This is a genomic window from Candidatus Alcyoniella australis, assembly GCA_030765605.1.
GTDB classification, from domain to species: domain Bacteria; phylum Lernaellota; class Lernaellaia; order JAVCCG01; family Alcyoniellaceae; genus Alcyoniella; species Alcyoniella australis.
In genome coordinates, this window is record JAVCCG010000146.1 from 1 (window position 1) to 26,403 (window position 26,403).

General features: G+C 62.8%; 22 protein-coding genes. 9 read left to right on the top strand and 13 right to left on the bottom strand.

The annotated features are described in order from the left end of the window. Positions 1-456 precede the first annotated feature (456 nt). Positions 457-2,685, bottom strand: a complete 2,229-nt coding sequence (locus tag P9M14_17545) for a S8 family serine peptidase (GenBank protein ID MDP8257554.1) — start codon at positions 2,683-2,685, stop codon at positions 457-459. A 156-nt stretch (positions 2,686-2,841) separates the two neighbouring features. Between P9M14_17545 and P9M14_17550 the strand changes: the two genes are divergently transcribed. Together P9M14_17550 and P9M14_17555 are read left to right on the top strand one after the other, a co-directional pair. Next, a complete protein-coding gene (locus P9M14_17550) occupies positions 2,842-3,444 on the top strand; it encodes a class I SAM-dependent methyltransferase (GenBank protein MDP8257555.1) in 603 nt (200 codons plus the stop codon). Beyond that, the gene (locus P9M14_17555) at positions 3,441-4,001 is read left to right on the top strand and encodes a hypothetical protein (protein ID MDP8257556.1); all 561 of its coding nucleotides are present in this window, start codon (positions 3,441-3,443) and stop codon (positions 3,999-4,001) included. Before P9M14_17550 ends, P9M14_17555 begins: the two co-directional genes overlap by 4 nt. Here P9M14_17555 and P9M14_17560 read toward each other — a convergent pair. The 4 genes from P9M14_17560 to P9M14_17575 all read right to left on the bottom strand — a co-directional run bounded on the left by P9M14_17560 (position 3,998) and on the right by P9M14_17575 (position 8,599). Continuing rightward, the gene (locus P9M14_17560) at positions 3,998-5,707 is read right to left on the bottom strand and encodes a metallopeptidase TldD-related protein (GenBank protein MDP8257557.1); all 1,710 of its coding nucleotides are present in this window, start codon (positions 5,705-5,707) and stop codon (positions 3,998-4,000) included. The two genes, P9M14_17555 and P9M14_17560, sit on opposite strands and share 4 nt — an antisense overlap. A 57-nt stretch (positions 5,708-5,764) precedes the next feature. After that, positions 5,765-6,091, bottom strand: coding sequence for a DUF3467 domain-containing protein (locus tag P9M14_17565; GenBank protein MDP8257558.1), 327 nt, complete (start codon positions 6,089-6,091; stop codon positions 5,765-5,767). After that, positions 6,091-7,440, bottom strand: a complete 1,350-nt coding sequence (locus P9M14_17570; protein ID MDP8257559.1) for a M20/M25/M40 family metallo-hydrolase — start codon at positions 7,438-7,440, stop codon at positions 6,091-6,093. The genes P9M14_17565 and P9M14_17570 overlap by 1 nt, the downstream gene beginning before the upstream one ends. A gap of 73 nt (positions 7,441-7,513) precedes the next feature. Continuing rightward, complete coding sequence (locus P9M14_17575; GenBank protein ID MDP8257560.1) at positions 7,514-8,599, bottom strand: CoA ester lyase; 1,086 nt, start codon at positions 8,597-8,599, stop codon at positions 7,514-7,516. 394 nt (positions 8,600-8,993) lie between these two features. Here P9M14_17575 and P9M14_17580 point away from each other — a divergent pair, with 394 nt between their 5' ends. Beyond that, complete coding sequence (locus P9M14_17580; GenBank protein ID MDP8257561.1) at positions 8,994-10,037, top strand: SGNH/GDSL hydrolase family protein; 1,044 nt, start codon at positions 8,994-8,996, stop codon at positions 10,035-10,037. On the opposite strand, the gene P9M14_17585 is transcribed toward P9M14_17580, so the two are convergent. The 5 genes from P9M14_17585 to P9M14_17605 form a co-directional block, all read right to left on the bottom strand. Next, positions 10,034-10,693 carry an HAD family phosphatase gene (locus P9M14_17585; protein MDP8257562.1) on the bottom strand — a complete coding sequence of 220 codons (660 nt, stop codon included), beginning with the start codon at positions 10,691-10,693 and terminating at the stop codon, positions 10,034-10,036. The genes P9M14_17580 and P9M14_17585 overlap by 4 nt on opposite strands. 97 nt (positions 10,694-10,790) lie before the next feature. Further along, entirely contained in the window at positions 10,791-11,879 is a 1,089-nt protein-coding gene (locus tag P9M14_17590) for a hypothetical protein (protein MDP8257563.1), read from the bottom strand. Between the two features lie 320 nt (positions 11,880-12,199). After that, positions 12,200-14,326 carry a GMC family oxidoreductase gene (locus P9M14_17595; protein ID MDP8257564.1) on the bottom strand — a complete coding sequence of 709 codons (2,127 nt, stop codon included), beginning with the start codon at positions 14,324-14,326 and terminating at the stop codon, positions 12,200-12,202. Beyond that, a complete protein-coding gene (locus P9M14_17600; GenBank protein MDP8257565.1) occupies positions 14,323-14,769 on the bottom strand; it encodes a hypothetical protein in 447 nt (148 codons plus the stop codon). Before P9M14_17600 ends, P9M14_17595 begins: the two co-directional genes overlap by 4 nt. Before the next feature lie 107 nt (positions 14,770-14,876). Then, on the bottom strand, positions 14,877-16,079 hold the full coding sequence (locus tag P9M14_17605) for a hypothetical protein (GenBank protein MDP8257566.1): 1,203 nt from the start codon (positions 16,077-16,079) through the stop codon (positions 14,877-14,879). A 191-nt stretch (positions 16,080-16,270) separates the two neighbouring features. Between P9M14_17605 and P9M14_17610 the strand changes: the two genes are divergently transcribed. The 4 genes from P9M14_17610 to P9M14_17625 all read left to right on the top strand — a co-directional run bounded on the left by P9M14_17610 (position 16,271) and on the right by P9M14_17625 (position 20,212). Next, positions 16,271-17,107 (top strand): QueT transporter family protein, encoded by an 837-nt coding sequence (locus P9M14_17610; GenBank protein ID MDP8257567.1) that lies wholly within the window; start codon positions 16,271-16,273, stop codon positions 17,105-17,107. 14 nt (positions 17,108-17,121) lie between these two features. After that, positions 17,122-18,819, top strand: coding sequence for an energy-coupling factor transporter ATPase (locus P9M14_17615; GenBank protein ID MDP8257568.1), 1,698 nt, complete (start codon positions 17,122-17,124; stop codon positions 18,817-18,819). Then, positions 18,819-19,595, top strand: coding sequence for an energy-coupling factor transporter transmembrane component T (locus P9M14_17620; protein MDP8257569.1), 777 nt, complete (start codon positions 18,819-18,821; stop codon positions 19,593-19,595). The genes P9M14_17615 and P9M14_17620 overlap by 1 nt, the downstream gene beginning before the upstream one ends. A gap of 368 nt (positions 19,596-19,963) precedes the next feature. Beyond that, positions 19,964-20,212, top strand: a complete 249-nt coding sequence (locus P9M14_17625) for a hypothetical protein (GenBank protein ID MDP8257570.1) — start codon at positions 19,964-19,966, stop codon at positions 20,210-20,212. A gap of 42 nt (positions 20,213-20,254) precedes the next feature. Here P9M14_17625 and P9M14_17630 read toward each other — a convergent pair whose 3' ends face one another. Further along, on the bottom strand, positions 20,255-20,728 hold the full coding sequence (locus P9M14_17630) for a ferritin family protein (GenBank protein ID MDP8257571.1): 474 nt from the start codon (positions 20,726-20,728) through the stop codon (positions 20,255-20,257). Between the two features lie 111 nt (positions 20,729-20,839). Between P9M14_17630 and speB the strand changes: the two genes are divergently transcribed. Next, entirely contained in the window at positions 20,840-21,742 is a 903-nt protein-coding gene (gene speB / locus P9M14_17635) for an agmatinase (protein ID MDP8257572.1), read from the top strand. Then, positions 21,742-23,643, top strand: a complete 1,902-nt coding sequence (speA, locus tag P9M14_17640) for a biosynthetic arginine decarboxylase (GenBank protein MDP8257573.1) — start codon at positions 21,742-21,744, stop codon at positions 23,641-23,643. Before speB ends, speA begins: the two co-directional genes overlap by 1 nt. 16 nt (positions 23,644-23,659) lie before the next feature. Here the strand turns inward: speA and P9M14_17645 are convergent, their stop codons facing one another. Then, positions 23,660-24,928, bottom strand: coding sequence for an L-rhamnose isomerase (locus P9M14_17645; GenBank protein ID MDP8257574.1), 1,269 nt, complete (start codon positions 24,926-24,928; stop codon positions 23,660-23,662). A 3-nt stretch (positions 24,929-24,931) separates the two neighbouring features. Beyond that, positions 24,932-26,401, bottom strand: a complete 1,470-nt coding sequence (locus tag P9M14_17650; GenBank protein MDP8257575.1) for a rhamnulokinase family protein — start codon at positions 26,399-26,401, stop codon at positions 24,932-24,934. Positions 26,402-26,403: the final 2 nt, after the last annotated feature.

The following is a 26,403-nucleotide window of genomic DNA, read 5'->3' on the forward strand; positions in this document are numbered from 1 at the left end:
GCAACTTACAGACCTGCGAAAACTCAACCTATGCGATCAACTAAGCCCTATCGTACTTAGGCGGAATTACAGGGAAATCGCGGATTTTTTCGAAAGATTATCGCATGCGTGCGGTTTCAGGATTATCCTGATTAATCAGCAACTTACGCGGCAGAGGAAAGCAGTATATGAACATCGCATGGAGCCAAATCGCGATTACTTTGCAATTTCAACGACTATACGCGCGCCGTAACCTATACGAAATCTGTGATTTGAAATCCCAATTCGCATGCAAGTCCTAAAGTATTTTACCAAGGACGGAGGCTCAACTAGTTGCTTAGCAACGGTTATCAGCGTAAAAAACGGCAAAACCGACAGGTAAGGTATTACTTGACCTTTTGCGCTCTATCAGTCGATATTGCAAGCTGTTTCCCGAGCAGCAGCGGCGAGAAGCCTGCATCGCGATCAAGGAATCAATCAGCCGCAGCACTCCGAGTCGTCGTCGTCGTCGCCCGAGACGTCGTCGTCATCATCCTCGCCGCTCTGGCAGGCCGGGTCGTCGGCGTCGATCAGGTCGTTGCAGTCGTTGTCAATGCCGTCTTCGCACAGCTCCTCGTGGCCCGGGTAGGCCTGGTCCGACTCGTCGTTGCAGTCGTCGCCGCCGCAGTACAGGGCCTCGTGGCCGTCGGCGTCGCCATCGCACGAGAGCACGCCGATACCCGTGCCGGTCAGGCCGAAGTCCTGGGGCCCCTCGGGAATGCCCGAGCCGATGATCTGCACCATGTAATAGCCAGGGGTCGGGCCGGGAATCACGATCTGCTCGATGTTGTCCAACACGTTGACGCCGCTGGTGGCAGGCGCGTCCGGGCTTCCCGGGTTGAGGGTCCAGGCATTGTAGACCGTGGCGCCGTCAGCGCCGATCACGGTCAGGTCCAGGTTGTTGACGTTCATCAACACAGCGCTGGGAGTGGCCGGAGCATCGTCCCAGGCCAGGGTGACTTTGAACTCGGGTTCGGCCGTGATCTCGACAGGATAGCGCAGTACGTCGTCCTGCTCGATCGAGCCTTGAAGCACGGTCTGGTTGACAATTAAATCCACGGCGGGGACCGCCTGGATCTTGCCGTAGCCGTACTTGTAATCGGGCCCGGGGTTGCCCAGGTCCAGGGCGCTCTGCGCCAGGATCGCCTTGATTGTGGCCGGCAGCGGCTCCGGGGTCTCGGGGAAGTGGATCCTCCAGGCCTGGATCAGCAGCGAGCCCACGCCCACGGCCGTGGGGCAGGCCATGGAGGTGCCGCACATCTGGCTGTAGCCGTTGGGCGGAACCGTGCTGGTCACGCCGCCGTCGCCACCGGTCTGGCAACCCGGCGCGCAGACATCGGGCCGCATCCGGCCGTCGTCAGTTGGGCCCCACGAGCTGAAGTCGGTCATGGTGTCGTCATCGGAGTTGATCGCGCCGATCACGATCGCGTTCTTGTTCGGCGCGGGCGGAGCCGAAGTGTAAAAGCTCGATCCGCATGAACCGCCGCGCTCGTTGCCCGCGGCCCAGAAGATCGGAATGCGTCGGCCCAGGGAGCCACGAACAATGGAATCGATCAGCGCGGCCGAGCTCTCGTAGTCGCCCTCCCAGGAACAGGGGTTGCCGTTCCAGGCCACGTTGGAGCCGATGGAGTTGTTGGACAGGTCGACCAGCCGGGTATTGATCGCCTGGTTGTAGTCGGCCTGGATATCGCCGGGGTTGTTGTAGAAGAAAGGATACGTGCCGTCGAAGGCCATTGAGTAGATGAACGTGGCCGGGGCCATGCCCGTGTACGTGGCGTTACCCGTGCCGTTGCCCGCGATGCTGCCCGCCACGTGGGTCGGATGGCTGTTCTGAGTTCCGCTCTGTCCCCATTCGACGTGACCGGCAAGGTCGGAGTGGCCGGTTGCAACCATGCCGCCGTCGAACACAAAGGCTGTGATGCCCGTGCCGTCGAACCCGTAGGGAGCGGCCCAGAGGGGCTCCACGCCAACGTCGGCGCGGTTGGAGTCGTTGAGATGGGTTAGGCCCGGCGCGACCTGGTCGACCCACAGCACCGCGTCGTCCGCGGCCAAAGAGTCGATCTCGTCCGCAGGCAGGGCCACGCTGAGCATGTTGATCGCGTCCGCACCGTTGATCACCTCGCCGCCGTAGAGTTCGGCCACGTCCATCGCGCGCTCAAAGGGCACGTCAGCGCAGAACATCACCGCCAGGTGCACGCGCTGCTGCTGATCAACGGCAAACCCGTCGAACTCGCGCTCGGCCACGCGCCCGGTGAGCTTGTACTCGGCGAGATATTCGCCCGCCCAACGCAGCTCGGAAAAACCGTTCGCCTCAAGCCGGATGTCGCGCGGCACAGAGGCAATCCAGGCGTGATCCGGCACGTAGTGCAACAGCTCGATGCCGCGTCGCTCCAGGTCCGCGCGCTGAGACAGCGAGGGGAACTCGCGCAGTTGCACCAGCAGATGCACACGGTCGGACTTGGTCGCGATCAGGCTGGGCGCGATGTTGCTCACCAGCTCGGGGTCCAATCCCTGCGCGGGCAGGAAGCTTTGGGACTTGAACTGGATCGTGTAGGCCTCGGCCGATCCATAAATCGGGGACTGGTCCGCGGCGAGCGCGCCGAAGCTGAACAGGATTATCGCTGCGGCCAGCAGTGCGCCGGTCGACCTGGTCGTTGGTTTTCTCATTGAGAGGCTCCTTAAAAGGGGCAAAGGGGCGTGTTCGGACCGGAGACTACTTGTTTTGCTAACGTCGTTCAAGCATTGCTCTCTACGTCAGCCGCGTAGATTAATCCGTTGCATCGCCTTTGTCAGTTATCCCACCACTCGGGTATTATCATCAACATGCCGCAGACAAGACCGCTCTCTCCGCGCCTGTATTCCGGTTTGCGCCGGGTGGTCGAACTCGGGTTCGGCCGCGACTTGCGGCTGCTCGAACCGCTGCTGCGCGGCTACGCGCATGTCGCTGACCTCGGTTGCGGCAGCGGGGAATTGACCCCGGCCATTGCGAGCGGCAGCTACCTGGGGCTCGACTGGGACCTGGGACAGCTTGGATACGCGGCTGATAAATACGGCACTCAAGCAAAGAGATTTGCCTGCGCTGATCTGACCCGGCTGCCCTTGGCCGATGCCGCCCTGCCCGCGCTGCTGTTCTCCAAGGCGGCGCATCACATGGATGACGACCAGGTGCAGGCGGTGCTGGCTGAGGCGTTGCGGATCGCGGTTGTCGGGGCAAAGCTGGTGATCGTGGACGTCTATCCCGCGGGCCACGGCCTGATGCACGACCTGCTGGTCAACCGCGAACTAGGCGAGCATCATCGTCAACCCGGCGAGCTCGAGCGCCTGGCCATCGAGGTCGGCTGGACCGCCATCGAGCGGCATGAGCTGCGCAAGCCGACCCTGGCCTGCTACGTGCTGGTGATGCGCAAGCCCGAGGAGTTTGGATGAGCATGATCCAGCCCCGGCGGCAACGGACCTCGGCCCAAAGCCGCAAATTACGGATTATCGGGATGATCGTGGTGGCCTGCCTGACCCCGCTGTGCTGCCTGGCCCTGTACGCAGGCCGCGTTGCCCAGGACGAGCAGCTGCGCACTTGGCAGCAGGCCAACCTACTGCTGGCTCAGGGACTGAGCGCAGGGGATTGCCGTGTAATCGCGCAGGCCGGGGAGGGCTATGACGAGGCACTCAGCGCGTTGCGGCTCTACGGCAACCCCGTACCCCGCGCACGCGTGGTGTTTCGCGCCTCGTTGGCGCGCAGGCTGAGCCAAGTGTGCGGAAGCGACCTGGACCAGCGGCTGCAACAAGCGCAACAGACCGTGGATCTCAATCCGGGGAACGCCGAGCTGCTGTTGGAGCTGGCCGTAGTGCAGTTGGCCCGCGGCGAACTTATCGACGCTACGCTCAGCGCGCAACAGGCCCTGGCATTGGGTGATGATCAGCGCGCCGCGCACGAGCTGCTCGCGCTGCTGGACGAGCTACAGGCGTACCGCGATAGTTCCGATTAATCGCCGGGCGGCGGCAGGATCGGCGGCCGCTGTGGTACGTCGGCGACTTTCTGCAACTCGAGCTCACTGACCAGGATCGCCGGAGCCACGGCGCTGACCGGCACGTATCCGCTCTCCGCACCGCAGAAGCCGTTGAACACACCGTCGCGCGAGCCGGTGGCCACGATCTTGTTGATCGAGGTCAGGGGCGTGCCCACGATCTCCGCACCGCGCACCAGAGTCTCCTCGCCGGTTTGGGCATCGACCTTGTAGATCTGCAGCGGCCGGTGGCTGAACGCCTGGTAGTTCCAGGTGCTGGTCGAGGTGTGGCCGCCCACCGAGCCGCGGATGATCAGGCCGTAGGGCTTGCCCGCCTCGCGGGTCAGCTCCATCAGCCGCTGCTTGAGCTGCTCGTCGCTCAGCCGATTGTCGCTGAGCACGATGGTGTTGGCCATCCGCGCCATCGGGTCCTCATAGGATGCGGAGCGTCCGTGGCCGTTGGATTTGTCAAAGCCCTCCACCGGCGCGCGCGACAGCAGGTAGTTCCTGAGCACGCCGTGGTCGATCAGCTCCACTCGCCACGCCTTAACGCCCTCGTCGTCGTAAAGGTAGTGGCCGTTGAGCTGCGTCCCATCGAAGCTCGCCAGGGTCGGATCGTCGATCACGCTGAGAAACGTTGGGATCACCTGCTCGCCGACTTTATTGGCGAAGGTCTGGCCCTCGTCCTCGTTGCGCTGGCGCTCGCCCTCAAGTCGATGGCCCACCGCCTCGTGGAAGAAGACCCCCGCGACCTCGGGGCCGAGGATCGCCGGGCCGGTGTAGGGATCGATCACCTCGGCTTGGCTCAGCGCTTTAAGGTCGTCCACTAACTGCGTCAGCTTGGTGTGCAGTGCGCGTTGATCGATAAACGTCGCCGGATCGCGGCCGTACTCGGAGAGCGTGCCGAGCAGCAGCATGCCGTCGTCCGCGCGCAGCGAGGCCCTGCCGCTGACGCTGAGCAGCACGCTCTCGGTGATCAGCCGGCCGCCCTCGGAGTTGACGTAGATCCGCGTCTGACGTCGGGCGTGGAACATCAGGTCAAAATCGATCAGCCCCGGCACCGAGGCCAGGTAGGCCGACTCCTGGGCAAGTATCTTCTCCCACGGCTGGCGCAGCCCCTGTAGATCGATCTTGGGCACCGGATCGACGTGGCGCGCCGGCTGCTCGCGGGTGAAGTCGTCCACCTGCACCTTGGGGTCGATCTCGAAGATTTGCCGCGACTTTTTCTGTTGGTAGGCGCTCAGCGCGCCTTTGTAGCGCAGGTCCGTGACGCGCCACAACATACGCCGCAGGGCCTTGCCGTCGTCGATGGGCGCGTCGAGGTAGTCCAGGTACGTCTCGTAATCCATCTCCGGGCCCATCGAGAACTCGAATCCGCCCTTGCCCGAGTTATCGAAGGAGTAGTCGCCCACGCGCACCTCAACGTAGCCCCTGCGGTTGCGTCCGCCGTGGGAGCCCAGCAGTGCGCCGTAGGCCGCCTCAACGGCCACACTCTGCACGTCGCGTAGCAGGTAGCTGATGAAGTACGGCCCGTCGAACCCGGGCAGCTCAATGCGTTCCATCGAACGCTCGAGTTCAGCCTGCATCGCTTCGAGAGTGAGGACTCGCGGATCGTCCGCAGCAAGGGCCGCGGTCGCGGCGAGCAGCACCAACAGGATCGACAATATGCTGCGGCAGAAACGCTTCATCTGTTCTCCGTGGATGTAGGCCATAAGACTATCGACCGGTCTGCCGCAAAAAAGTTCCTAGTTGACGATCTCCACGTCACCTTGATCCGGGGTCTTGATCGACAGCGGGCCGAAGCGCGCCTCATAACGCCGCAGGTGCTCGCCGAGGATAGTGTGCAGGCGCTTGGCGTTAAGCGGGTTGAGGATGATCCGGCTGATCACCTTGGCCACCGGCCGCTCAGGCTGTAGGAAAAGGAAGTCGACCACGAATTCGGCCTCGGAGTGCTTGAGCACGGCCATGTTCGAGTAGTGTCCCGCGGCTGTCTGGTCGTCGATCTTGACGTTGATCTTGACCGCCTTCTTTTTTTTATCGCCCATCGGCTGATCCAATTTATCCTCCGTCATTACGTTGCCAGCTCCCATACCAGCTCGACAAAGGCGCGCAGGCCGAAGCGGAACCCCTCGAGTGGAATCCGTTCGTCGTGGCCGTGGAAGCGTTTGGTGAATTTCTCGTCCGCGGGCAGTCGGATCGGGCCGTAGCCGAAGCAGCGGGCGCCCAGCGTCGAGAACCAGTTGGAATCGGTGAACCCGGAGACCAGGAACGGCACCACGTGCCCCTCGGGATCGTGGCGGCGGTTGACCTCGCTGATCTTATGAAACACCGGGTCGTCGTGGGGCGTCTCGTAGGCCGGGACCTCGCGGATCACCTCGATCTCGATTTCGGGGCCGATCAGCTGCTGCACCTCGCGCACTAGGTCGGCCGGGAGCTGTCCGGGCAGCAGTCGGCCGTCGCACTCGGCCTGGGCCACGGTGGGCATCACGTTGATCTTCTCGCCGGCGCGCAGGACCGTGGCGTTGACCGTGTTGTGCAGCTGGGCGGTGAAGCTCGGGCGCACCTCCTCGGGCAGCGCGCGGTCGATGATCAAGTCCGCGGTCTGCGACAACAGCAGCCCTTTGAGCAGCGTGCCCACGGCCGGGCCCTGGAGCTGCGCCACTTGGCTGACGAAGTCGCGCATGGTGTCGGTCAGGCGGTAGGGCAGCAGCCGCGATCCCAGTCGCTCCAGTGCGTGGTTGAGTCGGATCACTGCGCTGTCGCGGCGCGGGAAGCTGCCGTGTCCCGGCTCGCCGCGCGCTGTGAGCCGCAGCCAGGCCACGCCCTTGGCCGCAGTCATCACCGGATAGAGCCGCACCCCGCGAAAGTCCATGCTGAACCCGCCGACTTCGCCCAGGGCGATCTGGGCGCGCACCTTGTCCGGGTGGTTTTCGACCAGCCAGCGACTGCCCAGCTCACAACCCTCTTCCTCGTCGGCCACCGCGGCAAGGATCACGTCGCGCCGCAGTTGCGCCTTGTGGCGCTTGAGCAGCCGCACGGCCATCAGCTGGTAGGCCACGATGTTCTTCATGTCCACCGTGCCGCGGCCGTAGAGGTAGGTGCCGTCGTCCTCGGCGGCGAACGGTGGATGGCTCCAGTGCTCGGGCTCGGCCAGCACCACATCGGTGTGGCCGTTGAGCAGCAGCGGACCATCGGACTCGCCCTTGGAGCCAAGCCGCGCCAGCAGGTTGCCGCGGCCGCTGCGGGGCTCGATGATCTCGGAATCGATCTTGTCGGCCTTGAGTTGCTCGGCAATGTACTGGGCCGCGACGGTCTCGCGGCCGGGAGGATTGGTGGTGTCGATCCTGATCAGATCGCGCAGCAGGGCCAACCCTTCCTGGTAAATCTCGTCCCATTGTTTGTCGCTAAGTTCGAGCCTCATGCTTATCCTCCGACGCTTGTCTGCGATATACGATAGGCCAAGCTTGGCAGTGTAGCAATCGATCGACCAGCTCTCAGTCGTCGATGCCCAGCTCGCGCACCTGCTGCGGATCGAGGCGCCCCAAGGCCAGAGCGACCCGCAACAGCCTACGGTTGATGCGGTCCGTGGCCCGATCGGCCATCCGGCCGTTGATCATCGTCGCTCCGCGGCCGGATTGGTTGGCTCGGCGGTATTCCAGCGCCTCGTGCAGCGCACGTTCGATGGCGGCCTGGTCCGGCGCGAACGCCTCGAGCACCACGTCGACCTGGGCCGGGATGCCGGTCCACTTGCCGCTGAAGCCCAACCCGCGGGCCAGCTCGCAGTCGCGCCGCAGCTGTTCCAGGGCCTGTGTTCGCTGCTGCTCGGTCTTGTCGCTGGTAGGGTAGTCCAGCGTCATCTCGGCAATCGCCGGCACCCCGATTCCGGCCGCGGCCTCGACGATCCGCACCCGGGCCGCGTTGACCAGCGGATGGTCGGGTCGGTATTCCTCGGCGGGCATTCCCAGGTCGGCCCAATAATCGAAAGCGCCGAAGATCAGGCCCCGCAATCGACGGCCGACATCGGCAATCTCGTGGGCACGCTGGCAGGCCTGGACCGATTCGATCAGCACCTCGACCTTAATCCGCCCCGGCTCAAGGCCGTGAGTTTGTTCAAGCTCGTCCAGGCATTGCTCGAGGCTGCGCAGCTCGTCCGGGCCCTCGATCTTGGGGTAAACCAGGCCCTCGAGGTTGCGGCCCGCCGCGGCCACAACGATCGCCAGATCCTCGAACCCCGGGTCCAGGCGCATACCGCGCGGCCGAAAGAAGCGCAGCCGCGGACCCCAGTCCAACTCGTTGAGTGCGCGAATCACGTTGCTCCGCCCCTGGGCCAAGGCCCGATGATCGCCCTCGGGGATCGAGTCCTCGAGGTCGAGCATCACCAGGTTGGCGCGGCTGCGCTGCACCGCGCCTTCAACGTACTTCCAGACCGTGGCCGGACAGGTCAGGTGGGCGGTCTGCGCCATGTAGCGCGGCTCGAGCTCGATGCGGCGTGCGTCATCGGTTGCGAGCAGCAACGCGTTGCGCTCCGCAGCGCGCTGTGTGATTCGGCCATCGAACTGAAACTTCGTTTGATCGTCCATGGTCGCCCCCCTTGCCGTCCGCATGATGTTAACCTATCAGTGGCCGTCGTAAGACGCCATTGGGTCAAATGCCCGACATCTTTCAACGACCGCTTGACCGATAATTGGTCGGCGATTGGGTGTCTCGCTCGATTGCGAACGATAAAGGATCAGCATGGACGATTATTCGATTCTGATATTCGTCGGCGTTTTCGTCGGCTGGCTGTTGTTGCAAAAGGTGATCCTGCCGCGCCTGGGCGTCAGCACCTGAATGAGTCCTGACGCCGCCTCGTGCAGGCGGCCCGACTCAAAGGACGACCAGAAACCGCAGACCCCGGAGCGCTGAACAAGCACTTGGCCCAACCGTTGACGGGCTTTGGCCCGGCCCGTTGATCCTGCTAAGATCTGCGGCGTAATGAGCAACAAGCGTACCCCGCATCCGAAGAGATCCAACCTGCTGTTCGTGGTGCTGGCCGTGCTGCTGGCGTTGGGCGCGGCCGAGGTTGTGCTGCGCTTGGTCGAACGCTTCGGTTCCGGGCCGGAGCAATTCTACTCGGACATCTACGACGTCGAATACGTGATGTCTCAAGACGCTCGCAACCCCTACGGCGAACAGCACGACCCGATGAACGCCTGGGGTCTGCGCGGTCCGGACTTCCCGCGGGCCAAGCCGCAAGGCGAGCTACGGCTGGTCTGCCTAGGCGACTCCACGACCTACGGCTTCACCTCGCTGGAGGATTCCTTCCCCGGCATCCTTCAACGGCTGCTCGATCAGCGCGACGGCCCGGGCCGCTGGCGCGTGATCAACGCCGGCATCCCCGGCACGGGATTCTTTCAGCAACTGCTGTTCTTCAACAAGACCCTGCTGCCGGCCTCGCCGGATTGGGTGGTGGTCTTCTCCGGGCCCAACTATTGGCCCGCGGTCAAGACCTACCGCGACCGGATGGAGTCACGAATCTACCGCTCGACGCGGCCGCTGCAGCTCGTGCTGCGGCGGCTGGCGCTGTACCGCGGACTGCGGCGGCTGATAAAGGGCGGAGTCAGCCCCGAGATCCTCGACGACAGCCAGATCGAGGACAACCCGGAGTTGCAGTACGACTCGGCCGAGTACAAGGCCGACTACCGCAGGGACCTTGAAGCGTTCGGCCGCTTGGCCATTGAGCATGGGTTCAGGCCGATCTTCATGCGGATCCCCGACGAGCACAACATCCCGCAAGTTTTGGAGCAGGGGGTAGAGCCAGGGGACGAGTGGTTCGAGCAGGCCTGCGACAAGGTGCACTCCGAAACTGTAACCAAGCGCTTCGCCCTGGAACAGGGCCATCCTTGGCTGGACATGTACGCCGACTTCATCGAGCGCCGTGACGCGCCCGGGCTCTACGCCGACGACACCCACCCCGACGCCCTGGGCAACGAGATGATCGCCCGGCGGCTGCTGGAATTAATCCCTAAACCTGACTAATCAGTCTGGGCAATACGGTCGAGCAACCCAGGCACCTGTTCAATGGAATCAAGGTAGAAGTCCGCGCCGGGAAGCTGGTCGATGGGCAACGAGGTCGGGACCACCGCCACCAGGGCTCCGGCGTCCTTTGCCGAGCGCAGCCCGAACGGAGCGTTCTCCACTGCCAGACACACCTCGGGGGCCAGACCCAGGCCCATCGCCGCTTTGAGATACGGCTCGGGGTTGGGCTTGCCGTGAAGCACAGCGTCGCCGGTAATCAGCACCTTGAACATCGACCGGATCGGCGCGGGCAGCACCGTCTCCAGTTCGTCAGCGCTGGTGCCGGTGACCAGGGCCATGGCCAGGCCGCGGCGGGCAACCTCGGCCAGCACCTGCTCGATGTTGGGAAACGGCCGCGCCGGTCCCATGGCGGCGAAGATCTGTTCTTTGGTCTCGAGCAGCTGCCGGACCCGCTTGCGCGTGGGCATCATATCGTGGGCCTTGATGAAATCGCGGGCGCTGACCTCCCCCCTTTCACCCTCGCGGCGTAAGATTTCCTGGGGGTCGATCTCGTTCAGGCCCAACTCGCCCGCGGCCCTGATCCAGGCCTGGGCGTGGCGGTCCATCGAATCGATCAGCACACCGTCCATGTCCCACAACACAGCCCGCAGTTTCATTCACGCTCCTCGCCACTGGGTTATAAATGATTGACGGGATCGAAAAAAAGGCCCGGGAAAATCCCGGGCCCTTTGAAATATCAGCAGTTCAGGTCGCTTAGAAGGACCACTGCATGTGAACGTACACGAGGGTGTCAGGATCGATGGTGTTCTCGTCCGCGTCCTCGGCAGTGTAAGCTTTCTGCTGGTAGTCCAGCGCGATATCCACGGACTTGTGGATCTGGTAGCTCACACCGGCGATCAGCAGGCTCGTCTCGTCCAGGTAGCCGATGCCCTTGTCTTCGTCGTTCTCGGTGTTCGGGTCGCTCATGTCGTAGCGCACGAACAGCGCGGCGCCCTTGTAGAAGCGGAAGCGCAGCCAACCACTGTAGGCCATGTAGTTGGTGTCCTGGTAGTCTTCGTCGGCGATGGTCTCGTCGGTGTAGGTGCCCATGAAGGCGCCGCCGCCGACGTTGATGCCCATGTTGTCATTGATCTCGTAGCGGTAGTTCAGCCATCCGCCGTAGAGCATGTCGGTCTGGTTACGGCCGCCGGCAATCTTGTCGTCCTTGTCGTAACGCGCGAACAGGGAGATCTCGAAGCCCTTCATGGCGTCGACCATCTGGATCGGGGTCACGGTCACGCGGAGCTCAACAGCCTTGTACTCGTTGTCGGACAGGCTCTGGACGCCTTCGCCGTTGACCACGGAGATCTGGTACTCACCGAAGTTGCTCGGGAAGCTACCGTGGACCGCAACACCGAGGTCGGCCGAGGGGATTCCGCTCCACAGGTTGACGAAGTCTTTCTGCACGTAGCGGTATTCCCAGGCACGGCAGGCGGCGCCGACGATCGGGGTCGGATGCGCACCAGCGGTGATCTGGAAGAACGGGAAGATCTTGAAGGTTACGTACGCGTACTTGATGTACAGCATGTAGCCGCCGCCACTGATCGAAGCGGACTTACTTTCGCCTTCGCCCTCGTCCTCGTCCTCGACAACATCCACGCCGAGCTTGGTGATGTCAGCGGTGATGTTGGCGCTGATTGCAGGATGCATTTTGGCTTTGAGGGTGATGTAGGAACGGGTCAGATAGAAGCCGTTGTAGTCTGTGGAGGGGAACCGGGGATCCGGTGCCGTATCAGCGTCTCCCTCTTCATAGGCCTGAACGTTGTACTGGTAGTGGAAGAACACTTTGCCGCTAACCTTCACTTCCGGCTGGAAGTCGCCGGCAAAGGCCGGAGCAACCGAAAGCAGGAAAAGGGCAGCGATCGCCAATGTTACGATACGCTTCATACCGTTTCTCTCCTCTTCAAGTTATTAAATTATCTCGGGTTGCATGCTGCCGCCCGAGACGGAAGGTGTAATGCAGGGTACACCTTCCTCCCCTTTGTTTACTTCTTGGCGCGGAACATATCCCCGAATCCGCACTTCGTCAAGCATATATATTTATTATACGTCAACCGGTAGAAAATCATTCTTGCCCAATTGTCGGTAGATGCGATAGCCTTGGTTCTTCCCCTTTTTACAGCTTACAGCCGGTGGCCCTTTGGATCCTGCGCCGGATCGTAGGTCGCTTGGTTGTAGCGCTCCAAAATAAAGAAATTGGAGAAGACCCGTAGCGGCCCCAGGGCGAGGTATGCCTTGCCCAGGTAGAGATCTGGATTATCGGGGTCCACCTGCACCAGGTAGTCGCGCAGCAACCGCGGCGGCGCCAGCCCGTTCTTGCGCACCCCGTAGTTCAGCAGCAGCGCGTGGGGGGCCTTGTTCTCCTTGGAGTCGGCGTCCACCGGCGCTACCGAGTACCAGCCGAAGGGCTTGGAACGGGCCTCGGTGGGCTTGCCGGTGTGCGGCAGATCCAGGCCGTTGACGCGGATCGGCCGGTTGTACCCCATGAAGCGCTGCTCCCCGGGCACCCGGTAGAAGCCCTTCTTGAATTTCTGGATGCCGACCAATTTGGTGAAATACGGAGTGTTCCAACCGCGGAATTCCCACCCGGCCAGCTTGTCCGGGTCGGGGCGCACGCCTTGATCAAAAAGTCGCTTGAGCCTGGACGTGCTCGCCTTGGCCAGGTTCTCGAAGGTCAACAGCGGGTTCGCGCCCTCGTGCCGCTCGGGCTTTTGATCGGCGAACAGCCGGCGCTCCTCCTGGTGCAGGTGGGTGGCCATGCGCAGGGCCATGGCCATGATCGGCAGCTGGCTGTTGACGCTCAGGGCCGTGGGGAACACGCTGCCGTCGATCACGTACAGCCCCTGCATTCCATGCACGCGGCCCCAGACGTCGACCACTGAATCTTCGGAGCTGTGTCCCATACGCGCGGTGCCCAGGGGGTGGAACGCGGCGCACTCGATCTGATTGCCCTTGATCTGATCAGCGTCCACAGCGCGCACTTGATCCATGTTCTCAAAGCGTTCCAAGCCGTGGAAGCCCGTAAGCACCTGCTTGGCCCCGGCCGCGAAAAAGATCTCGGCCAGCATCTGCATCGCCTTGACCGCCAGGTTCTTCTCCGGCACGGGCATGCGGTAGAGGATCATCGGATCTGGTCCGGATGTAGGTACGATACGGCCGTTGGGCCCGTCGTGGATCATCGCCCCGAACGCCGCGATGTTCGGCCGTTGCTGCGCGAACTCGCGGTTCTTGGCGCCGATCCCCGGCAGGGTGGCCATCATAATCGCCTCGGGAACGTAGATCGCGTTGAAAGTGATGTCGGGCATGAACTTGTCGACGTAGATCGGCTGCAACGCGGACTGATTGGCGTTGAGCTCCTCGTCGAACAGTCCGTAGGTGCGGAATCCCGGATGGAGCGTCATGCCCCGGCCGAGCTGCCCCGAGCCGTTCCCCACGCCGTTTTTAAGCATGAACGCCGAGGTGTGCACGCTGCCCATGGCCAGCAGCACGGTCTTGGCCTTGATCTTGAAACGCGCGTGGGGTTTGCGGTGCTCGTTGAGCAGCACGCCCGAGAGACCCGTGGCCCGGCAATTGCGGACCTGCAGCTTCGTGGCCCGTGCCTCGCAGATTAGGGTCGCGCCGCCCTGCATCGCATGCGGCAGCGCCGAGATATCGACGCTGGTCTTGGCGCCGTGGGGACAGACGAAGTTACAGCGCCCGCAGCCGCGGCAGGCGTCGGTCATGTTGCGATTGATCACCTTAACTTCGTAGTCGAGCTTGTTGCAGCCCTCGATGATCTTGCGGTTGCCCTTGCCCCACATCTTTTCCGGCGTGGGCCCGATCGACAGCCAGTCTTCGATCGTCTCGTAGAATGGGGCCATCTTGTCCGGTGCCAGATCGCTCAGGCCCAGCCGACCGACCCAATCGTCGACCACGGTATCGGGCACGCGGTAGCACACCCCGCCGGTAAGCACCGAGCTGCCGCCGGGACCCCAGCCCATTGTCAGGCTGATGCTCGGCGATCCGCCCAGGCCCATGGTGAAGGTCGCGCCCTGGTTGCGATAGAGCCGGTACATCGACTCGGTGACCGAGAAGTTGCGCTTCTCCTCGTTGGAAAACCACGGGCCCTCCTCGAGCACGATCACATCGAGACCGGCCGCGGTCAGCTCGCGCGCCGCGATCGCGCCCGAGGCGCCCGATCCGGCGATAGCAACGTCGCAGGAGAATTCGTAATCCCGTCCGCCCAGTGCGTCGCGCCCCTTGATGATCATTGGGGCACCTCCTCGAGCACGTCGAGCAGGCAGCGTTGGTCGCTGCCCAGATCCTTTTTAACCTCGTCCAAATCGAAATAGACGATCGCACCCATCAGGTAGATGCCGAACAACAGCATCCGCACCGGGTAGAAGTCGAGGTTCAGCCAGCGCTCGACCAGCCGCAGCTTGCTCTCGTCGCTCAGCGAGACAAAGCGCCGCAGCTTGCCCAGGAACAGCAACGGGGCGATCCAGTTCAACGCCCAGATCGCGAATTTAAAGCCCAGCAGCGTCAGCTTCTCGCCTTGGCTGAGCCAATGGCTGAAACGCCCAGCCACATCGACCTGCGAGGGCTTGGTGTGGTTCGGGTCGTCCGAGGCATAGACCGTGTCGAAAAACGCCTGTAGCACCCGGCGTTGCCTGGCGCTGATCGCGTGTCCAAGAGGGAGGTGATCGTTGCTCATAGCTGTCTTTCCTCTGGTTGAATGTGCCTGCCCGAAGATATCGCAATCGCCCGCCGGGCTCGTCGCGGGCTTGGTCGTCTGTGTTTGCAGTCCATCGGCGCTCCTGGCTATTTGGGCTCGATCAGGCCCAGTACGCTGCGATCCGCGCCGGTGATGCGGCCATCGTTGTTAACGTCGCTCCACAGGTCGATCAGAAAGCGCCGCGAGTTGGGACTCGGCGCTAGATAGACCTTGAGCGCACTGTTGAAACAGCAGTAGATTTCGGATGCCTTGTCAGCACCCAGCGGCGCGGCCATCAGCCGGATGCCGCGGAAGTGCTCATAGGTCGAGGGCGCCGCGCTGAGATACAGTACTCGGCCGTGCTCGGCCCAAACTCCGCCGAGCAGGTTGCCCGTGGGCGGAGCCAGGGTCAGCGACTCGACATCGCCGGTGTGCACGTTGACCACCAGGATCTGCCCCGGCTCGTCAAGGGCCACGTTGCCGTCGCCGTCCGCGTCCACGCCCACGTGGGCCAGCACACGCGTGCCATCGTCGGACCAGCGCGGGGCGAAGTAGAGCAGCGAAACTCCTTCGAGCAGGCTACGGCGGCTGTAGTTGTCCGCCGGGTCGACCAGTTCCAGCGCCATACCCGCCTGGCCCTCGATCACCGCGACGAACCGATCGCCCTCGGGCGAAAATACTGCCGAGACCATCCCGGGAATCGGCACGCGCACCGGGCTAGCGCCGGAGGCGGTGGCCAGATAGAAGTCGCGCCCGAGGCCGACGTTGCGCACCGAGTAGAGAATACGCTGCGCCTGCTGCGAGACGTCGGCCAACCGCGGGTTGCCCTGCGCAATCAACGACCGCTGGTCCGAGCCGTCCCGGGCCATCGACCACAGCTCGACCTTATCGGCGGTGGTTAAAAGTCCGTCGCCGTCGCTGTCCGCGCTCACGCGATGAAACAGGATCCGGCCGTCGATCACTGGACGTGTACCGATGGCAAAACCCGAGTCGGGTAAAAAGCAGTTGGAGCTCTGGGAGTCGGTCAGCTCGCTCCAGCGCCCGCTATCCAGGTCAATGCTCCAGATCGCGCTGCGGTCCGCGCCGGTGAGCAGTCCGTCGCCGTCGAAGTCGCGGATGAAAGCGGCGATCACGTGGTTATCGTCAAAGAACGCCGCGGCCTGGACCGTGGTTGACGCTTGCAATGATACCGGCGGAATCAGCTCGCTGATCTCGACCCGCGCGTTCTCTAAAAAGCGTGGACCGCAGTGACAGCCGCCGATGGTAACGGTAAACAACAGCAGCGAGATCCAGAGCCTGGCGTGTCTCATCCGCCTCCGGTGATCTGTGGGGTGGGTCCTAACGCCCTGCGTCAATTCAAACGTTGCGCAAGTCGGAGTGGTGCGGGCTGGAAATGAATACTACATTTTTTTCTCGATATTTCCAATGCCGATAGTCGTGGGTTGACAGTGCGCCGCGACCACGGCATCTATGCAACTGGATCCAAGGGGGCGCGTTTACCATGAAAGAGCTGTTGACGATCTGGACCAATACCCGGGGCATCGTGCTGATCTCGGTCTGCGCCGCGGTATACGTGGCGGTGCTGCTGCCCTTCAAGCTGTTCACCATCGTGCCTGGACTGACTGAGTTTCGTCCGGGCGCGGCGCTGCCGATCTTCCTGAGCTTTATGTTCGGCCCGGCGGCCGCCTGGGGCGCCGGCATCGGCAACCTAGTGGGCGACCTGCTCGGCGGGATGTTCGGTCCGGCCTCGTTGTTCGGCTTTGCCGGCAACTTCTGTATGGGCTATATCCCCTATCGCGCCTGGCGGGCCTGGACCGGCAAGGTCGATCCGCGGCCGCAAAGCGCGAGTCAGTGGCTGTTGTTCGTACTGATCCTGTTACTGAGTTCCGCGGCCTGCGGGCTGTTCGTAGGCTGGGGCGTTCACATGCTCAAGCTGTTCCCGTTCATCGTGCTGGGCAACGTGATCACGATCAACAACTTCCTCGTAAGCGCCATTGTCACCACGGCCCTGGTCTTCGCGGCCTCGGCGCGAATCACCAAGTGGAACATGCTCTACACCGACATCCTCGAGCCGCGGCAGATCTCGTCGTTCCGCTTTTCCAGGGCCGCCTCGATCGTGCTCGCCGTGGCGATCGTCGGCGGAATGGTGCTCGCCAACTGGATCAGCGTGGCCAACCTGGGCAGCGATATGGGCGTGCAAGGCGCGAGCGTGGACCTGCTCGACACGTTCCAGCAGGGGGTCGGCGGCTATTACGGCAAGGTGCTCTCCACCCAATCGCTGGGACTGGGCGTCGCTCCGGCGATCGTGCTGCTGATTGCGGCGCTGATCGTACTCTAGCCGTTGCACAACAGATGCAGGATCACGACGGCGTAAAGCTCTCCGGCGTCGGCTTCTCCTACCGCAACAGCGACCGGCAGGCCCTGGGGCCGATCGATCTCGAGCTGCGGCCCGGTCAAGTGCTGGCCGTGCTCGGGGCCAACGGCGCGGGCAAGTCGACCCTGGTGCGCACGCTCAACGGCCTGGTGCCCAAGTTCTTTCACGGAGAACTCCGCGGCCGAATCCGCGCGGCGGGCCTGGACCCGGCCGAACACTCGGTGGCGGGCATGGCCCGCGGCGTGGGCATGGTGTTCCAGGATTTCGAGAGCCAGCTGTTCAGCACTACCTGCCGCGCAGAGGTCGCCTTTGCCATGGAGAACCTCGGACGTCCGCGCGAGCAGATGCAGCAGCGGGTGCCCGAGCTGCTCGAGCGCGTGGGCCTGGGTGGATTCGATCAGCGCTCGCCCGCCTCGCTCTCCGGCGGACAGAAGCAGCGGCTGGCCATTGCCAGCGTGTTGGCCCTGGACACCCAAGTGCTGGTGCTCGACGAGCCGACTACCGACCTGGACCCTAAGGGCCGCCAGGAGGTCTGGGCGCTGATCCGCGAGCTGCGCGACCAGGGCAAGACGATGATCATCGTTGAACACGGCATCGAGGCACTGAGCGACGCGGACCTGGCGCTGGTGCTCGATGGCGGAAAGCCTGCCTACCTCGGGCCGCCCGAGCCGTTGTTGCTCGATCCCGAACTGCTGCTGCGCAACGGGGTCAAACCCGCCGAAGGCGCGCTGCTTTTGCAACGTCTGAATCTACCCATCGAACACTGGAGGCCAACGCAGGTGGCGCACAGCGTGCGCCAAGCCGGGTTCACACCGCTATCCAGGCCGGAGATCCCGCCGCAAACCGACTCCCAATTGCTGTTCGAGGTACGCGGATTGAGCTTCGCCTATCCCGGTGGACCCGAGGTGCTGCACAAGCTGAATCTGCAAATCGACCGCGGCGAGATCGTGGCCCTGCTGGGTCCCAACGGCTCGGGAAAAACCACGCTGGTCAAGCTGATGACCGGGCTGATGCAACCCCAGCTTAAGGGTAAAGCCCAGCCGCCGCTGCTCTATGATGGAAAACCTCCCGGCATCCGAAGGTCGGCCCAAGCCCTGGGTCGCTCCATCGGGTTCGTGTTCCAGAATCCCGACGCCCAGATCTTCAGCCCCACAGCCTTCGACGAGGTGGCCTTCGGCCTACGCAACTTCGGCGTGGATCACGAGCAAATCCCCCTACGTGTTGCCCAGGCTCTGGAGACCGTGGGTCTGGCCGGCCAGGAGCAGCAGGATCCGTTCGTGATGACCAAAGGCGACCGCCAGAAGCTGGCCGTGGCCTCGGTGCTGGCCTGCGAGCCCGAGACGATCGTGCTCGACGAGCCGAGCACCGGGCTGGACGAGCGCGAGCTGGCCGGAATGTGCGGACTGTTGCGTCGGCTGCACGAGCGCGGGCACACGGTGGTGATGGTCACCCACAGCCTGGCGTTCGCCGCACAGCTTGCCCGACGCTGCATCGTGTTGGACCAGGGCCGGATCTTGGCCGACGCCACGCCCGACGAACTGTTCGCCGATCCCCAGACCTGCGCCGCAGCCAACCTGGTGCCGCCCGATGCGGCGCTGATCGCACGTGAACTGGGCCTCAAGGCCAGCACGGTCGAGAATCTGGCCGCAAGCCTGGCGATCAAGGAACAGGGCTGATGGCCGGCGATCTGTACCTACACCGCTCAAGCCCGATGCATCGATTGCACCCGGTGACCAAGATCGTGCTGCTGCTGTTGATGTTGGCCACGCCGTTTTGCGCCGAGCATCCACTCTACGTGGCCGTGCCCTTTGCAATCGCCGCGGCCCTGGCCTTGATAGCCGGAGCGGCGCGCACTCTGTGGCGGGTGCGCTGGCTGATCTTGGTGTTCTTCGTACTAAGCATGGTGCTGTGGAGCCTGTTCACCCGCGACGGTGACCCGCTGTGGACCCTGGGCGGCCTGAGTATTACCCGCAAGGGGCTGCTGTTCGGCCTCAGCGTCGGCCTGCGGCTCAATACGTTTTTCCTGGCGGCCATCGCCGTGCTCAGCAGTACACCCAACGAGGATCTGGTCTTCGCCCTGGGGCGTATCGGCCTACCCTACCCCTTTGCCTTTGCGATCTCGCTGAGTTTCCGCCTGGTTCCACTTTTCCTGGAGACCGTGTCCACGGTGAGCCTGGCCCAACGCGCCCGCGGGCTAGATCTGGAGAGCGGAAATTTCATTGTCCGTGCCCGACGTCACGTGCCGGTTTTACTGCCGGTCCTGTTCCTGGCGATTCTGCGCACCAACCGATTGGCCATGGCCCTGGAGAGCAAGGGATTCGGCGCCACAGGTAAACGCACGCGCCTGGCGGAGCACAAAATCAAGGCCGCCGACATGATTACAGCTTTGCTGATGGCGCTGCTCGCCGTGGCTGGGGCGTTGGTTGTCGTTCACAGCCTTGGCGGACTTTAAATTCTATTATTTCAAAGGTTTAATCTCCTTTAGGTTTTATACGGCCCGCGGTAGTTACAATACTGTAATTTTCACCTCAGGCTATTCCTCTTTGTTTTATGGTCACTTTACTTAATGTTGCTTCCCCTTAAAACGTTATAGTAATAATTGTTACGAAAAAGGATAGCCAGCGAGCCGGCAATGGATCAGCCACAGAAAGAATACCCTTTACAATCAACGCTTAGCAATCTTGGCACAAAGGCTGCTTTATTCACTTGTAAGCGAATAAAGGCGAGGTAAATTCAAAGAGCAACACCATGTCATTATCTCCCGTACACTCCACTGCCCCCATGAGAGATTCCCTGATCGCCCCTCTAGCTAAGCGGGGAATGGGAAGACGCTCCGCAGTGGTCTACCAGTCCAGCGAGGGACTGGGATCAATGCGCATCGTCCTCCTGCTGCTAATTGTGTTGACTCTGATGGCTACGATCATGTTCCTCGCCACCCTCGGCGACCGTCCGTTTGGTCAATCCACCCCCGACCAAACGGCGGCCCCGGGGGACCACAGCACTGTCGCCGTGATTGGAACGGCGGCCTGGATCAGCACCCCATGGTTGGCGGTAGTCCCGGCCGGGTAAGAACGGCTCCCGGGCTCGGTCGGGCTCCGCCTGCTTTTTTCCTTACGTTTTATTTTGCAATGATTCCAGCAGCTTGCCTACCACGGCAAGATGATCGGCCTCGGACTTGACAAAGCGTTCGAAGATCGGCTTGAGGTTTTGTCTAAGCCCCGAGAGCAGCCCGACGTAGAAGTCGTGTGTCTCCTGCTCTACTGCATGGGCTTGCTCCACAGCCTGTCTCAGGCTCCCTGATGCGCTTTTCATGGGTTTAAGCGTTTCCAACACCGCATCGAGGGAGCCGCGCAAGGCGATCCAGTCGATCTCGCTTTTAAGCACCTCGAAATGCAGCTGGCCGGTGTCGCGCCACAGCTTGTAGCTGTCCTGCAGGTATCGCAGGTGATCGTGCTCATCGTGGGCCAACGCTCCGAGGATCTTCTTAATTTCCGGGTTCTGGGCCTGCTTCATCGCCTGTTGATATGCGTCGCGCACACGCTTCTCGTAGGTAATGGCCGTCTGCATCGCCTCTTTGATATTCATAGTTTTATTATAGCACGAACGAAAAACCGCCAACGTCAGCCAGCGGCATTGACCGCACGTCAAGGCGGTCCGATAATACCGCCCCCGTCGCACATTCGAAGTCGAGGCGAGATGAAACAGGTCGAATACGAACACACTCCACACAACTTCCTCGGGCTCGATCCCGAGGATTGCAGCTTGGAGACCAGCCGCAACGTGGTGCTGCCGATTCCGTACGACCGTACCGCATCTTACGGTGTTGGTGCGCGCAACGGCCCGGCCGCAATTATCGCCGCCAGCGGGCAGGTCGAGTGGTACGACATGCGCCTGGACTGCCAGCCGCATAAAAGCGGCATCGCCACCCTACCGCCGCTGACTCCCTCGGCAGCCGGCCCCGAACAGATGTGCGCCCAGATCCGCTCCTGTGCGGCAGGGCTGCTCGACGAAGAAAAAATGCTCGTGGGACTGGGCGGCGATCACAGCGTGACTATTGGCTTGGCCCAGGCACACTCCGAGCGTTGGCCCGAGATCGGGTTCGTGCAGCTCGACGCCCACGCCGACCTGCGCGACAGCTACCAGGGCAGCCGCTATAGCCACGCCTGCACCGCACGCCGCCTGAACGAGATCGGACCGCTGCTGCAGTTGGGCATCCGTAGCGCATGCAAAGAGGAACTGGAACTGGACCTGCCCACGCCGCATCCGCTGATCACGCTCCAGGCCCGCGAGCTGCTCCAGGGCAGGGACTGGAGCGTCGAGCTGGATCGACTGCCCGAGCAAATCTACCTGACCATCGACGTCGACGTACTCGACCCGGCGATTATGCCCTCCACCGGGACTCCCGAGCCCGGCGGCCTGGGCTACTACCAAACGCTTGAGATCCTTGAACGGTTGTTCGACTCTAAGCGTATCGTGGGCATGGATCTGGTCGAACTGGCGCCGATCAGCGGCATCAGCGGACCGGACGTGATCTGCGCGCACCTGGTGCAAACCGCCATCGGCCTGCGCTGGCGCAGCCTGTTGAGGGAAAATCGATAATGGCCCGACATAAAAAGAGCATTACGCAGGTCTACGGGATCGAGAATTGGGGCACGCCCTATTTCAGGATCAACCGCAAAGGTAACGTCTGCGTCGACGTCCACGGCCGCGACGGCCAAACAATCGACCTGCTCGAACTGATGGAGCAGGTCCGCTCCAAAGGCATCGATCCGCCGGTGCTGCTGCGCTTCCCACAGATCCTCGAGACCCAGATCCAGCGCCTGCACCAGTGCTTTCAAAACGCGATCCAGGAATTCGAATACAGCGGCAATTACCAGGCCGTGTTCCCGATGAAGGTCAACCACCGCCGCGAAGTAATCGAGGATATTTTATCGGCGGGCAAAAAGTACCGCTACGGCCTGGAGGTTGGCTCCAAGCCCGAGCTGTTCGTAGCCCTGGCGCTGCAGATGCACCCCGAGGCGTTGCTGGTCTGCAACGGTTACAAGGATTCGACATACCTTCGACTAGTGCTGGACGCCCACGACATGGGACGTAGCGTCGTGCTGGTAATGGAATCGCTCGACGAGTGCCGCCTGCTGCTCAAAATATTCAAGCGTGAAAAGCGCGAGGACCTACCGATGTTGGGCATGCGCATCAAGCTCACCAGCCGCGGCTCGGGCAAATGGGAGCAATCCGGCGGCGACCAAAGTAAGTTCGGCTTGACCTCGAGCCAAATCCTCGAGGCGATGAAACTGCTGGAAAAGGCCGGCTGCAACCGCTACCTAAAGATGCTGCACTTCCACATCGGCTCGCAGATTACCGAAATCCGGCGCATTAAATCCGCGATCCGCGAGGCGGCTCGTTTCTACTCCAAGCTCAAGCGCATCGCGCCGTCGCTGCAATACCTTAACGTGGGCGGCGGACTCGGCGTGGACTACGACGGCAGCCGCACCAGCTCGGACGCCTCAGCCAACTACACCATGCAGGAGTACGCCAACGACGTGGTCTACACGATCATGGAGGTCAGCGACAACGAGGACGTGGAGGAGCCGACGATCGTCAGCGAATCCGGTCGGGCGGTCGTCTCCTACCATTCGATCCTCGTCTCTAACGTGTTGCGCGATCTCGACGGATTTAACAAGGATCTGAACCGAATCGAGATCACCGACGAGCATCCGCAGGTGCTGATCGAGCTGCACGACATCTTCAAGAAGACCTCGGCCAAGAACTACCGCGAGTACTACCACGACGCCATCGAGAAACGCGAAGAGCTGCTGAGCCTATTTAATTTGGGCTACCTCAGCCTGGAGGACCGAGCGCTGGGCGAAGACTTCTTCTGGGCGATCTGCCATAAAACCCTGGGCTACAGCCGTCGCGCCAAGGGCACGCGCGAGGAATGGGACGCCCTGGCCCGTTCGCTGACCGGGAAGGTGATCGTCAACCTCTCGGTCTTCCAGTCGTTGCCCGACTACTGGGCGCTGGAGCAGCTCTTTCCGATCATGCCCCTGCATCGCCACCACGAACCGGCCGACCGCAACGTGGTGCTGGCCGACATCACCTGCGACTCCGATGGCGTGATCGACCGCTTCATCGACATTAAAGAGGACAAGGAGTTCCTGGAGCTTCATCCGCCCAGCAAAAAGCCCTATTACATGGGGTTCTTTCTCGTCGGCGCGTATCAGGACATCATCGGCGACTTTCACAACCTGTTCGGCAAAACCAACGAGGTGCACGTTCTGGCCGATCCCAAGGGCGGGTTCCTGATTAAACGCAACATCGCCGGCGACACGATCAACGTGGCGCTACGGCACGTGCGCTACGACGCCGACGCTCTGCTCAAGGGCTTCATCTCCATGGTCGAAAACGCGGTGGAGCAAGGGAATTTGAGCAAGACCTCGGGCAAAAAAACAATCGATTTCTACCGCGAGGGACTTACCGGGTATACCTATCTAAAGGACTGAGCGGCAGGCTTCGATACTATCCGCGTTGGGACAGGATGGACCGCTCGTACTCGCGTACGCTGTCGATCCATTGCTCGGCAGGCGGCACATCGCTTTTCAGACAAAAGTAATCCCATACAGCGCCCAAGGGCATTAATTTCATTTCATCGAGCAGTCCCAGCCTGGCGAATAGCTCGCCGTTACGCTCGATCTCGCGCAGCTGGTCGGTGGGCTCGAGCAGGGCGAACAGCAGCGCCTTGAGCGTGGCGCGCGCGCCGATCACCCAGGCGCCGATGCGGTTGATCGAGCCGTCGAAGAAGTCGAGCGCCAGATAGACCCGCCCCAGGGCGCGGGCGCGCACGATCTCGAGCATCAGCTCGCGCAGCTCGTCGCCGTACAGCACCACGTGGTCCGAGTCCCAGCGCACGCCGCGGCTGACGTGGATCAGCAGCTCGGGCAGGAACGGCAGCAGCGCGCTGAGCTTGTCGGCCACCGACTCTGTGGGGTGGAAGTGCCCCATGTCCAGACAAAGCATCGCGCTGTTGGCCGCGGCCCACGCCAGGTAGAAGTCGTAGGAGCCGACCACGAACGATTCCGAGCCCAGGCCGAACAGCTTACTCTCCACAGCGTCCCGGAGCTGCTCGGCCGGATGCTTGACCGCGTAGATCTCGTCCAGGCTGGTTTTAAGCAGCTCGCGGTGGGCCAGCCTGCTGACGGTCAGGTCCTTGGTCCCGTCGGGAATCCACAGGTTGTGGACGCACGGCGTGTCCAGCTTGTCGCCGAGCCAGGCGCCGATTTCGCGACAGCGCTGCACGTGCTCGATCCAGAAGCGCCGCACGCGCTCATCCGGACTCGAGAGCGTGAACCCGCCTTCGGCCAGCGGATGCGAGAAGCAGGTGGCGTTGAAGTCCAGGCCAATACCGAGGCCCTCGGCCCAATCGACCCAGCCCGCGAAGTGCTCGGGCCGAATCTGGTCGCGGTCCACGCGCTCGCCGCGGAAGTCGCCGTACATCGCGTGCAGGTTGACCCGATGTCCGCCGGGTACCAGCGACAGTGCGCGCTCAAGGTCTGCCTGCAGCTCGTCGATGGTGCGCGCCTTGCCCGGGTGGTTGCCGGTGACAGCGATGCCGCCGCCCTCCAGGGCCGCTTCCGGGGTCTCGAACCCGCCCACGTCGTCGCCCTGCCAACATTGGATCGACAGCGCGACGCAGCTCAGCAGTTCCAGGGCCGCGTCCACGTCAACGCCGATCTCGGAATAGCGCTGCTGGGCAGTGCGAAAGGCTTGCTCGACCTGCTTCTCATTCATCGATCACTCCTGTGCGCCGACCAGCTGTTGCAGCCGCTGGTATGCCTCGTCCAGTCCCGCTACCGGCTGCGGCTCGTAGCGCTTGACCTCGAACGATTCGGCCACGACTCCACGTAGGTGAGCCAACGAGTCAATGGCTCCCAGGGCTCTGGCCTGCATTAGCAGATTGCCCACGGCCGTGGCCTCCACCGGCCCGGCGAGCAACGGCAGGCTCGTAAAGTCGGCGGTCAGTTGGCACAGCAGCCTGTTGCGAGCGCCGCCGCCGATCACGTGGATGCGCTCGATGGGTTCGTCCGTGGCCTGACGCAGTTGGTCGAGCACCAGCCTGTACTTCAGCGCCAGGCTCTCGAGCACGCAACGCACCATTGCCGGCTGCGTCTCGGGCACGGGCTGGCCACTGCGTCTGCAAAAGGCGCGGATCGCATGCGGCATATCTGTGGGATTGAGAAACGACGGGTGGTCAGGGTCGATTACGCTGCAAAGCGGCGCGGCCTCGCGGGCCGCGCGCGTGAGCTCGGCGTAGTCCGCGCCGCCCCAGGCCGCGCGGCAGCGCTGGATCAGCCAAAGTCCCATCACGTTCTTGAGCACGCGGAAGGTGCCTTCCACGCCTCCTTCGTTGGTCAGGTTGGCGGCCCTGGTCTGCTCGTTGATTAGCGGCTGGGCCGACTCGATCCCCATCAGCGACCAGGTGCCCGAACTGATGAACGCCCAGCCCTTGCCCTGGGTCGGCGCCGCGACCACGGCCGAGCCGGTGTCGTGGGTCGCCACTGCCACAAGCGGCAGCGGTCCGACTGCGGTCTGCTGCGCAACGTCGTCGCTCAGCTCGCCCAGCACGCTGCCGGGCTGCACGATCGGCTGCAGCAGCGAACGATCGAGACCCAAGGCCGCGAGCAGTTCGGGCTCCCACTGCTTGGTAGTCGGATTGTAGAGCTGCGAGGTGGTGGCAAAGCTGAACTCCGTGGCCTTGACCCCGCTCAGCAGGTAGTGCAGCAGGTCGGGGATGAACAGCAGATCCCGGGCCGCCTCGAGTAACGCAGAGCCCTCGCGCACCATCGACTCGAGCTGAAACAGCGTGTTGATCGGCAGTAGCTGAATGCCGGTCAGCTCGTACACGCGTTCCAGCGGCACCTTGCGCGCAAACGATTCCATGGCCCCGCGGGTGCGGTCGTCGCGGTAGCTGTAGGGCGGGCCGAGGATGTTCCCCTGGCAATCGAGCAGGCCGAAGTCCACGCCCCAGGTGTCCACGCCGATGCTCGCGGGTTTGATCCCCTGGTCCGCGCAGAGCCGCAGGGCGTGCAGCAGCTGCTCGAACAGCCGGAAGATGTTCCAATGCTGATGCCCACGCAAGGTGAGCAGGCCGTTGGGGAAGCGGTGCAGCTCGCGCACGCGCAGGCGTCCCGAGTCGAGCTCGCCGAGCAGCGCGCGGCCGCTCTCAGCCCCCAGGTCGAACGCCAGGTGGGTTTGCGCGGCCATGG